Source organism: Microvirga tunisiensis (assembly GCF_009296175.1).
Taxonomy (GTDB): Bacteria; Pseudomonadota; Alphaproteobacteria; order Rhizobiales; family Beijerinckiaceae; genus Microvirga; species Microvirga tunisiensis.
Window position 1 is genome coordinate 1 of sequence record NZ_VOSK01000283.1, and the last position, 8,000, is coordinate 8,000.

The window sequence follows — 8,000 nt, forward strand, 5'->3', positions numbered from 1 at the left end:
GATCAACCGCCTCAAGCAATTCCGTCGCATCGCCACACGCTATGAGAAGCGCGCTGCCAACTATCTCGCGATGGTCAACATCGGCATGATCATGCTCTGGCTATAGCCCTTTGCAGACACGCCCTAGGGCCTCCTTGGATTGTCTTCAGACGTCGGCAGCAACGGTTGCCAGCATCTTGTCGCCATAGGCCTGCGCGTCGGCGAGGCAGGCATTGTCGTAGTCGAAGTCCGGGTGCCGCTGCAGGAGGAGCAGCGCGAGCTCGGTACGGAACTCTTCTGGAGTGGCCGCCTGTTGCGGTACAGGCCGCGGCGTGAACCCTTGGATTGTGTCGGCGATGTGCTCCAGGCGGTGTGGCATCAGGCCGGGATATCCGCCCTTGGCTCCGTAGTCGCGCAGGAGATAGCGGGCCTGGCGCAGGATGAGGGGTACGTCTTCGAGGTTCGATTTTAGGGACGCCAGTTCGTCGACGATCGACCTGAAGTCGGCGGAAGCGCTCTTGCCTGCCTCCGTCTCGAGATATCCCACGAGGCGGGCAGCCGTTCGAATGTGCCGATAGAGAACGATCGAGCCGTCATGGATGAAGAATCGCTCGTCGTCTCCATCCTCGGTATCGATGAGGTTGATGAGGCTTGCCAGCGGCTTGAGGGCTTCCAGAGCCTCGGCGAGTTTGGCGGCGATGATGTCGATGTCGGTCATTTCGGGCCTTTGGGATCGAGAGGACAGCAAAAAAGGAGGCCGGTGAGGACCTCCTTGATGAGCCGTGTACAGATTTACCGGGAGCGGTAGATTCGAGAGCGTTACGCCTACGATCTAACGCAGCCCGTATGACGCCCCGTCGATCCGCCAAAGGCGACACATGCCGCACATGCGACGACGCCGATATATCCGATGACATCAGCCATGTGTGATACCCACGCACTCCTCCGTACTGACCGGCTTCTTCCTCGTCCCCTCGAAGCGATGGGAACCTTCGATCACGGCGTCTAGTGCCTCGCGGTCGAGGTCGTTGAGGCTCTCGTATTGCGCTGCTGTCAGGATCTCAGCCACGTGTTTTAGGGCAATGATGGCCTGTACGTTGCTAATGACTTTCTCTTCCACTTCATGCTCCAATAGCGAGATGGAGACCGCTAGGTGCGTTATAGCGGCATAGCCCTTTTAAGTCATTCGGGTATTCCTACCCGAGTGTGATGTCACCACGCCGGATTAGGCCGCGATAGCCTGCTTGACCGTGTAGGTCTGGGTCATGAACTCCCAGCTATCGACGGTCTGGCCCTGCTGGTTCTGCCAGGACCGCTTCTTCCAGTACCCGGCGAGTTCAAGGGTGGAGCCAGGCAGGAGGGTTCCGAGCTGCTGGTACTGCTCTTCCGAGCTCATGTACTCAGGCACGTAGTAGACGCTGAAGACGGTCTTGCCATCCGCCTGTTGGCAGCGGAGATACCAGACGCGGTCGCCAGTGCGGGTAAAACGTGACTCCACATCGCCTTGCAGGGTGGCGGTGAGGGTCTTCTTGGACCATTCCGCCCGGCGGGCCTTGTCCTCGGCGATGAGGCGCTCTTCGCGCTCCCGCTCCATCCGTTCACGGTCCTCAGGAGTGATCGCGCGGAGCTTCGCGAAGTCGAGCATGTCGGTGTCCTTCCTGGGGTTTGGCGGCGAACGAAGATCGCAGATTCAGGAGTGCGGAATCGCGGAGGGGATTGGTCCGGTCCGGCATGAAAAAAAGAGGCCGGAAGGCCTCTTCTGGGGTTAGTCCTGGTCGGCGTCCGGGAAATCCGGCGGGTCGATGGTGAGCCAGATGTCTTCGCCAGGGAGAATGATGGTCTCGCCTGTGGTGTCGATACCGGCCTCTCTCATGAGGGCCGCCGCCGCGTCACCGTTCTCCTCTTCCACCACGATCTTGTGCTCAGGGACGAAGTGGACGATGCGGATCAGCCCATCAGGGTCACGGTTGGTTACCGCTATATAGGCGTCGAGCGCGGCACCGTGGTTCGGCAAGGTGAACTGCCGGCAGGACGTGAGTGCCGGAGCGGGGAGGGCGGCAGACTGAGCCATTTCATTCTTCCTGGGGTTTGAGCCTGAGGAACGTCGATGGCTTCAGTCAGGGAGGATTGGCTTACCTCCTCCTGGGCTTTTCCTCGGTCTGCACCGCGATGGCTCCGGTGAAAGATTCCACGCCCTCGTAGGATCCAAGTTCCCGCGGGTCGCTCAGGCCGTAGGGGTTGATCTCCAAGAGGATCAGGTTGTTATCGTAGTCGAAGACGAGGTCCACCACGACGGTCTGGAGATGGAGCCGCGGTTTGACGACAGATGAGAACCAGGCATCGATGAGCCTGCGGATCCCGATTCGGGTTTCCTCCACCTGAAGGTGCTTGAAGTAGCCCGGATTGTACTGGGTGACGGCAATGATCTGGCCGTCTTTGACGAAGCACCGGAACTCGGAGCGCTCGTGGAAGAAGATCTGAGGCCTGAGGCAGATGTAGGCCTTTGGATCGATGCGCTCGAACCGGCAGAGATCGTCTATGCATCGCTCCGAGCCCCTGATCCAGTAAAGCGCCTGCCGGCCGGAATTGGTGAACGGAGGCTGGGGGTGAGTGACGTCCTTGGGCGACCGGCTGTTGAGCCGGACGAAGTGGAGGTTCCAATCGCACAGGCGGTCGATCTCTTCAGCGACCTTGGCAAACTCCGCCGGCGGCTTTTCGCCGTCGAAAAAGGCCGGGCTGAGGCCCTTGGGCCATTCTACGAACTTCGTCGGGATCGAGATCTGGCGAAGTTCGTCCGGCCACTGATCCAGGAAGGTGGCGCCGACGCGCTCGTACCAGGCTTTATGGATGGCGCGAAGCTCATCATGGCTGGGAGGCGTCAGGCTCAGGATTGGGTGCGTCATGCGGGGTCTCTCAGCGATGGAAGGGGAGGGGCTCAGAGGATCTCGAGGAAGACCTTCGCGGTTCCGTCGCGATCGCCGTAGAGCTCGCGCTGGGTGTTGATCAGCGAGCTGAGTTCATCATTGTGATCCCGGCCGGTGCCGACGATGTGGCCGTTGACCATGCTGACGATGGTGTCGAAGGACGCAGCCGTGATCTTCTGGCGGTCGATCTCGACGGAAACGATCTCCGATGAGGCATTGAGGAAGTCGAGGTCCTCGGACAGGCCGATAGCCTCGGCGATCTCGCGGCCGACGCCGCTCAAGTGGCCGATGGGACGGGCGACGTTGCAGAGGGCCTTGCGCCAGTTCGACTCGCGGACGGTCTGAACGGTGAGGGCGAGCGTCGTCATGGAGCTTTTCTCCTGGGATTTGGAGTTCGAAGATTTCGCCAGATTCCGAAGAGGGAGCGATGGCTCCCTAGCTCATGTTCTCCATGACCACCTTGGAGAGGCCCCGTTCCTGGGCTTCGCGGATGGCCTCGGCCGGGAAGAAGTCTTCCTTTTCCCGGGCGTAGAAGTGGACGCCCTCGCGCTCCAGCCAGTCTCGAAAGACAGCGTAGTTGGCTTCGCAGTGTCCGAGTTCTTCGTCCCAGCCCGATGCCTTGATGGCGGCATCGACGGGAATCTCCGTCACCTCGATCAAGCCGCCCTTGCGGATGAAGTTGTCGGCCGCGGCTCGGGTCCGGAAGGTACGGTACCGGCCGTCCGTCCAATTCGCCGGGGCCCAAGGGCGGCTCTTCTTCCCCTTGGGGAGGATCACGTAGCAGTCGTTGAAGAAGTCGCGCTCAACAATCGGCTTTGCCATGATCGTCTCCTGGGATTTGGATTGCGATGATTTCGTCTCAGCTGATTGGAGCGAGCGTTAGCTCTGGGACCCGAAGCTGACCCGGTACGGCACGGTGCTGATGAGACGGATCCCGTTGTCGGGCGTGAAGGCAGCCCGCGCCCAGCGCCGATAGGCGTTGTGGCACCGACGCTTCACGTCGAGGGTGTAGCCGATGGCGCTGAAGAACCCCTTCGGGGAGGCGTGCTCGACGATGTTGTTGATCTGGCGGTGGAAGGTCTCGGAGAGCTGCTGCCGGCGCTTCTCAGGCTCCGGCAGGGAGGTATCGACCCTGGAGAACTCCTCGACGTCGCCCTGACTGCGGACGTGATATCCGGTGGCAGGCCAGACCTTCTTGAAGGCCTCCATCATGACGATCTCTTGCGGGATCCGGGTCTTGATGCTGTGGGCCGTGCCCTGAGGGTCGAGAGCGAAGAATGAAATCTCGAATGGATTGGACATCGCTTCTCCATGGGGTTTGGGGTGATGGGTTCTCGATCCCATAGCGATGGAAAGGCCAAGAGGGTTTAGGCTCCTGGTCAAAGGAAAACCCGCCGGCGTCGGCGGATTAGGGCGGGTTAGGCTCTGGCGGTATCGGGGCTGGCGCGCCGATCCGAGAGAAGCTTGCTCCTGCGGGCATTGAGCCGCTTTTGATCGGCGAGCTTGTTGCGGGCCGATGCTGCCAGCGTACGTCGATCGAGGCGCGGGGCAGGACTCTTCATGAGGCTTGTTCCTGGGATTTGTCGGCGGCTGAGGGTTGCCAGTCTCAGTCCACGGCGACGTGGGTCACCTGCTCGCCGTCCTTCTCGCAGAGGTGGACATGGACCATGTGCGTCTTGCTCTTCGGCGGCTTGAAGAAGGCGACAGCCTTTTCCTTCGCTTGAAGCAGCGTGTCGGCATGGATGTCGGTTTCGCGGCCGTTGTAGAACGCCTTATAGCCGTTCATTCGGGTCTTCCTTTCAGGGATTGGACAAGAAAAAAGCGCCCGTAGGCGCTATGAGGATTTTCAGGCTGGGGGCCCGCGAGTTGGAATGGGGCGAGATCAGTTCATCTGAGGCACGCCCGCCCACGCACCGGTCGCTTGGGATGGCTTATAGAGAACGGCCTTCACCTGGCCGGTGTTGTCCCGGATCCAGACCTCCCAGAACTTCGCCGCGGCTCGGGCGATGAATTGGGTCAGAGCGGATTCGGTGGCGGCTTTGACCTCCATTAGATCCCAGCCGGGCCGCTGGTCCCATGGATGGCCGGCATTGCGATGGATAGTGAAACCTGATCCAGGCGCTTTGCAATTAGTGGCCTCATCCGCCGAAATACAGCGGTCGGTTTCGCTGCCGCAGTATAGGCATGCCATTCGAGATCTCCTGTCGAACGTTGAGGGTGACGAGAAGGGAGCGTTACGGGAGGTTCAGTTCTGTGATCCAGGCGTCGACAGAGATGCTCTGCTCGTTCTGCAGGTACTCGAGATGCCCGGCCCAGGCCGGCTGCATGTCACGATAGTAGCTGAGATCGTTATCGGCGCGGTTGAAGATACCCGGTTCGCCCAGTGCGTCGGCGAGGGATGGGACGTCCTGCTCGTCGGAGATCTTCTGCAGGGCCTTGAGGAATTCCTCGATGGCTTCCTGCTCGCTGGCGTAGAGCTGCTCGTGCTGGCGCTCGCCGTCCAGGACGACGAAGACGAGCCACGCGGTCTTGGGCGGATTCACCGGGAGGAGCGCGAGACGTCCGCGGACCTGTTCGCCAAAGCTGTCGGCTTCCTGCCTTGAGGAATGGGTGACAGCACGGCCTTCATAGACGGACACCCATTCGGGCATGATGCCCTTGCCCGTGGGACCACTCTTGGGATCAGTCATTCTGGCCTCCGCCTTCCAGCGTCAGGTGCTCATAGAGCTCCGGACGGTTCTCCTTGATCCAGGAGACGGCCTCGTCCTCTTCGATGTAGCACTCGAATCCGACGGTATCGCCGTTCGACATCCGCGGATGCGTGGACAGGAAGGTGAAGAGGCGATCCACTTCGCTATCCTGGGTTTCCATGAATTGAGCGACCTCATCGGCCGGATCGCACCCACCCCAGCCTTTGTCGGCCAGTGCCAGGATCTCAGCGTCCTCAGCCTGGGCGAACCACGGGTAGGCGTTGAAGCTGATCTCGATGGCTCGGTCGTCCGAATGCGCGCGAGCGCTGATCTTCGGTGTAGCGCCGGTATCAGACATTGGCATCGGCTCCTTCGATGATCTTGCGGGATTCTTCGACACCGACCTGGCTGTTCAGGAAGGCGATCTGACCGGGCAGGCCGTCGTTGTTTGCGGCCGATGCAGCCGATGCGGCTGCGTCATGGACCGCCTCATCGAGACTGTCGTCGGAAAGCCCGCGTGACTGGGCCAGCCGTACGAGCTCCTCAATAGGATTGAGCATCGGTGCTCCTTTCTTGTGAGCGAGGGGAGGGGAGATTTCAGGCGGCCTGTTGGTAGAGAGGCTCGTCGAAGGCGAGTTCGTCGGCGGTCACGAGAACTCCGAGGCCGTTCAGCTCGTCGACGAAGCGGCTGATGCCGCCTGTGACATCGTCGGAGACGGGAACGAGGTACGGAGTTTCTGACACGATGGCCCGCCACGGGCCGCGATTGACCCGGTACTCGTTCGTGGCAGCGTCTACATCGAGAGTGTCGACCAGATGGATGACTGGAGCGCTCTCATCGAGCTCGGGCGCATCGGCAGGGCGGATGATGTCATTGCGGATGGTGGCCAGAACGATGCCGAGTTCGCGGGCAAGACGCTGATGGAGGTAGCGAGCATAGGGCGTCCGGCAGCAGACGGCTTGGGCGATGACCTGGATGCGGAGCCCCGAGATAGCGACGTACTGTTCGAGCTGCTCCATGTGGGTCTCCTTTATGGGGTTTGAAAGCGATCGATGGTCGCTCTCGAAGACCGCAGATCAGGAGCCGGAGGAAAAATCGACGACGGCTTCCCCGTCTTGGAGGATCCAAACGGAGGAGGCTTGCGCTTCGCCGAGATCCGCCCGGTATTCCGTGTTCAGGAAGACGAGGGTCGGGAATTCGCCCGAGAGATTCAGAAGGGTCGGGCGCGGATCCTGACGGTCGCCGGAAAGAACCGCGATGATCTCGTCAGGCTCGTTCTTCTCGATGCGTGGGAAGAGTTCGAGGTAGTGGGAGCGAAAAGCAGCGAGGTCTACAGCCGGCCCGCTAATGACCGTCTTGATGAGGAATTCGAACACGGTTCCTGTTCCTTCTGAAGGAATGGCTGGCTGCTGGTTTCAGGCGGCCTGCGCGTGATCCCACAGGGTGATAGTCCGATGGATCGCGGTGTTCTCGCAGACGACGACAGCACGAACGGTGTCCTCGTTCTTCCGCTGACGGGCCTGATGGGTGATCCAGTTCCACGCCTTCCTGGCGTCGGGCGTTTCGACGATGTCCACCAGTTCCGAGAGGGGCTCGGTCCGGCCGGATTGCATTTCGTGGATGTAGAGGACGAGACGCATGGATCTGGCTCCTTCTGAGCGGGAGGTGGTCCTTCTGGGGTTTGATCCCGGTGAGGCCCACTCATTGGGTGAGGATGCTCGGAATGATCGTCACCGCGGTCTGACAGCAGCGGGCAATCGGGATAGAGGGGAATCTCACGATTCCTCCCCTCCCACACCACCGTACGTACGGGTCCGTATACGGCGGTTCGTCGGATTACTCGACCGGCTTGACGTAGATAGAGCCAAGACCGAGGCCTTTGAAGAAGGCATTTGGGAACGCGAAGGAAAGTGCCGGGCTGTTACTGAGCCGCCATGGGCCGTGAGGACTACCGGCAGTTTGTGCCGCCAGATCTTTCCCGATACCGCGACGGCGCAGTTCCGCAAAGCGGTTCGTCCCGTACTTCCATTGCTTCCAGACGATGGCGCGGAGCCGTCGCCTGATCCACCTGTCCAGGTCCCGCAATTGCGATGGCGTCTCGCAGAAGCCGAAGTAGCCGCGCCACCCAATGAGGTAGCGGGATAGCTCCGGAGCGATCTGCGCGAGGCTGCGCCCGCCCGACCGACGCGTCAGTTCCCGGACCCGCTGCTTGAACCTAGCGAGCGCCTGCGGTGCAACGCACCGCCTGATCCGGCCACGGTCCAGGAAGCTGAAGCCGAGGAACTTCCGCTCGGTCGGAGAAGCGACAGCGCTCTTGGCCGTGTTCACCTTCAGCTTGAGGCGCCGTTCGAGGAACCGGGTGACGCTGGCCATGACCCGCTCGCCTGCACGAGGACTGCGAACATA

General features: G+C 61.0%; 18 protein-coding genes and 1 pseudogene. 1 reads left to right on the forward strand and 18 read right to left on the reverse strand.

What is annotated here, in order from left to right; all coding sequences use genetic code 11:
• Positions 1 to 106: pseudogene (locus FS320_RS33720) on the forward strand (IS5-like element ISMra2 family transposase); the annotation flags it as partial.
• Positions 107 to 145: 39 nt separating this feature from the next.
• On the opposite strand, the gene FS320_RS33725 reads toward FS320_RS33720, so the two are convergent.
• From FS320_RS33725 to FS320_RS33805, 18 genes are all read right to left on the reverse strand, one after another.
• On the reverse strand, positions 146 to 697 hold the full coding sequence (locus FS320_RS33725; protein WP_152716767.1) for a hypothetical protein: 552 nt from the start codon (positions 695 to 697) through the stop codon (positions 146 to 148).
• Positions 698 to 895: 198 nt separating this feature from the next.
• Positions 896 to 1,099 (reverse strand): hypothetical protein, encoded by a 204-nt coding sequence (locus tag FS320_RS33730; RefSeq protein ID WP_152716768.1) that lies wholly within the window; start codon positions 1,097 to 1,099, stop codon positions 896 to 898.
• Positions 1,100 to 1,204: 105 nt separating this feature from the next.
• A complete protein-coding gene (locus FS320_RS33735) occupies positions 1,205 to 1,624 on the reverse strand; it encodes a hypothetical protein (protein WP_152716769.1) in 420 nt (139 codons plus the stop codon).
• 120 nt (positions 1,625 to 1,744) lie between these two features.
• The gene (locus FS320_RS33740) at positions 1,745 to 2,050 is read right to left on the reverse strand and encodes a hypothetical protein (protein ID WP_152716770.1); all 306 of its coding nucleotides are present in this window, start codon (positions 2,048 to 2,050) and stop codon (positions 1,745 to 1,747) included.
• Between the two features lie 61 nt (positions 2,051 to 2,111).
• Positions 2,112 to 2,882: an ATP-grasp domain-containing protein gene (locus tag FS320_RS33745; RefSeq protein ID WP_152716771.1), complete on the reverse strand. Its 771-nt coding sequence runs from the start codon at positions 2,880 to 2,882 to the stop codon at positions 2,112 to 2,114.
• 32 nt (positions 2,883 to 2,914) lie between these two features.
• On the reverse strand, positions 2,915 to 3,271 hold the full coding sequence (locus FS320_RS33750; protein WP_152716772.1) for a hypothetical protein: 357 nt from the start codon (positions 3,269 to 3,271) through the stop codon (positions 2,915 to 2,917).
• A gap of 67 nt (positions 3,272 to 3,338) precedes the next feature.
• Positions 3,339 to 3,725: a hypothetical protein gene (locus FS320_RS33755; protein ID WP_152716773.1), complete on the reverse strand. Its 387-nt coding sequence runs from the start codon at positions 3,723 to 3,725 to the stop codon at positions 3,339 to 3,341.
• Positions 3,726 to 3,782: 57 nt separating this feature from the next.
• On the reverse strand, positions 3,783 to 4,205 hold the full coding sequence (locus FS320_RS33760; RefSeq protein ID WP_152716774.1) for a hypothetical protein: 423 nt from the start codon (positions 4,203 to 4,205) through the stop codon (positions 3,783 to 3,785).
• Positions 4,206 to 4,321: 116 nt separating this feature from the next.
• Positions 4,322 to 4,465, reverse strand: coding sequence for a hypothetical protein (locus FS320_RS45445; protein ID WP_153885362.1), 144 nt, complete (start codon positions 4,463 to 4,465; stop codon positions 4,322 to 4,324).
• A gap of 44 nt (positions 4,466 to 4,509) precedes the next feature.
• Complete coding sequence (locus FS320_RS33765) at positions 4,510 to 4,689, reverse strand: hypothetical protein (protein WP_152716775.1); 180 nt, start codon at positions 4,687 to 4,689, stop codon at positions 4,510 to 4,512.
• A 96-nt stretch (positions 4,690 to 4,785) separates the two neighbouring features.
• Positions 4,786 to 5,094, reverse strand: a complete 309-nt coding sequence (locus FS320_RS33770) for a hypothetical protein (RefSeq protein WP_152716776.1) — start codon at positions 5,092 to 5,094, stop codon at positions 4,786 to 4,788.
• Positions 5,095 to 5,137: 43 nt separating this feature from the next.
• Positions 5,138 to 5,593, reverse strand: coding sequence for a hypothetical protein (locus tag FS320_RS33775; RefSeq protein WP_152716777.1), 456 nt, complete (start codon positions 5,591 to 5,593; stop codon positions 5,138 to 5,140).
• The gene (locus FS320_RS33780) at positions 5,586 to 5,951 is read right to left on the reverse strand and encodes a hypothetical protein (RefSeq protein WP_152716778.1); all 366 of its coding nucleotides are present in this window, start codon (positions 5,949 to 5,951) and stop codon (positions 5,586 to 5,588) included. The genes FS320_RS33775 and FS320_RS33780 overlap by 8 nt, the downstream gene beginning before the upstream one ends.
• Positions 5,944 to 6,153, reverse strand: coding sequence for a hypothetical protein (locus tag FS320_RS33785; protein ID WP_152716779.1), 210 nt, complete (start codon positions 6,151 to 6,153; stop codon positions 5,944 to 5,946). Before FS320_RS33785 ends, FS320_RS33780 begins: the two co-directional genes overlap by 8 nt.
• Positions 6,154 to 6,190: 37 nt before the next feature.
• A complete protein-coding gene (locus FS320_RS33790; RefSeq protein WP_152716780.1) occupies positions 6,191 to 6,613 on the reverse strand; it encodes a hypothetical protein in 423 nt (140 codons plus the stop codon).
• Between the two features lie 57 nt (positions 6,614 to 6,670).
• Positions 6,671 to 6,970 carry a hypothetical protein gene (locus tag FS320_RS33795; RefSeq protein ID WP_152716781.1) on the reverse strand — a complete coding sequence of 100 codons (300 nt, stop codon included), beginning with the start codon at positions 6,968 to 6,970 and terminating at the stop codon, positions 6,671 to 6,673.
• Between the two features lie 39 nt (positions 6,971 to 7,009).
• Positions 7,010 to 7,234, reverse strand: a complete 225-nt coding sequence (locus tag FS320_RS33800) for a hypothetical protein (RefSeq protein ID WP_152716782.1) — start codon at positions 7,232 to 7,234, stop codon at positions 7,010 to 7,012.
• 196 nt (positions 7,235 to 7,430) lie between these two features.
• The coding region (locus FS320_RS33805; RefSeq protein WP_274597254.1) for a group II intron maturase-specific domain-containing protein at positions 7,431 to 8,000 on the reverse strand (570 nt) is incomplete at its 5' end.

Bases quoted from the DNA above. Each gene is read 5' to 3' on its own strand.
- FS320_RS33725 (WP_152716767.1), bottom strand. From the start codon at position 697: ATGACCGACATCGACATCATCGCCGCCAAACTCGCCGAGGCTCTGGAA.
- FS320_RS33735 (WP_152716769.1), bottom strand. From the start codon at position 1,624: ATGCTCGACTTCGCGAAGCTCCGCGCGATCACTCCTGAGGACCGTGAA.
- FS320_RS33740 (WP_152716770.1), bottom strand. From the start codon at position 2,050: ATGGCTCAGTCTGCCGCCCTCCCCGCTCCGGCACTCACGTCCTGCCGG.
- FS320_RS33745 (WP_152716771.1), bottom strand. From the start codon at position 2,882: ATGACGCACCCAATCCTGAGCCTGACGCCTCCCAGCCATGATGAGCTT.
- FS320_RS33750 (WP_152716772.1), bottom strand. From the start codon at position 3,271: ATGACGACGCTCGCCCTCACCGTTCAGACCGTCCGCGAGTCGAACTGG.
- FS320_RS33755 (WP_152716773.1), bottom strand. From the start codon at position 3,725: ATGGCAAAGCCGATTGTTGAGCGCGACTTCTTCAACGACTGCTACGTG.
- FS320_RS33760 (WP_152716774.1), bottom strand. From the start codon at position 4,205: ATGTCCAATCCATTCGAGATTTCATTCTTCGCTCTCGACCCTCAGGGC.
- FS320_RS45445 (WP_153885362.1), bottom strand. From the start codon at position 4,465: ATGAAGAGTCCTGCCCCGCGCCTCGATCGACGTACGCTGGCAGCATCG.
- FS320_RS33765 (WP_152716775.1), bottom strand. From the start codon at position 4,689: ATGAACGGCTATAAGGCGTTCTACAACGGCCGCGAAACCGACATCCAT.
- FS320_RS33770 (WP_152716776.1), bottom strand. From the start codon at position 5,094: ATGGCATGCCTATACTGCGGCAGCGAAACCGACCGCTGTATTTCGGCG.
- FS320_RS33775 (WP_152716777.1), bottom strand. From the start codon at position 5,593: ATGACTGATCCCAAGAGTGGTCCCACGGGCAAGGGCATCATGCCCGAA.
- FS320_RS33780 (WP_152716778.1), bottom strand. From the start codon at position 5,951: ATGTCTGATACCGGCGCTACACCGAAGATCAGCGCTCGCGCGCATTCG.
- FS320_RS33785 (WP_152716779.1), bottom strand. From the start codon at position 6,153: ATGCTCAATCCTATTGAGGAGCTCGTACGGCTGGCCCAGTCACGCGGG.
- FS320_RS33790 (WP_152716780.1), bottom strand. From the start codon at position 6,613: ATGGAGCAGCTCGAACAGTACGTCGCTATCTCGGGGCTCCGCATCCAG.
- FS320_RS33800 (WP_152716782.1), bottom strand. From the start codon at position 7,234: ATGCGTCTCGTCCTCTACATCCACGAAATGCAATCCGGCCGGACCGAG.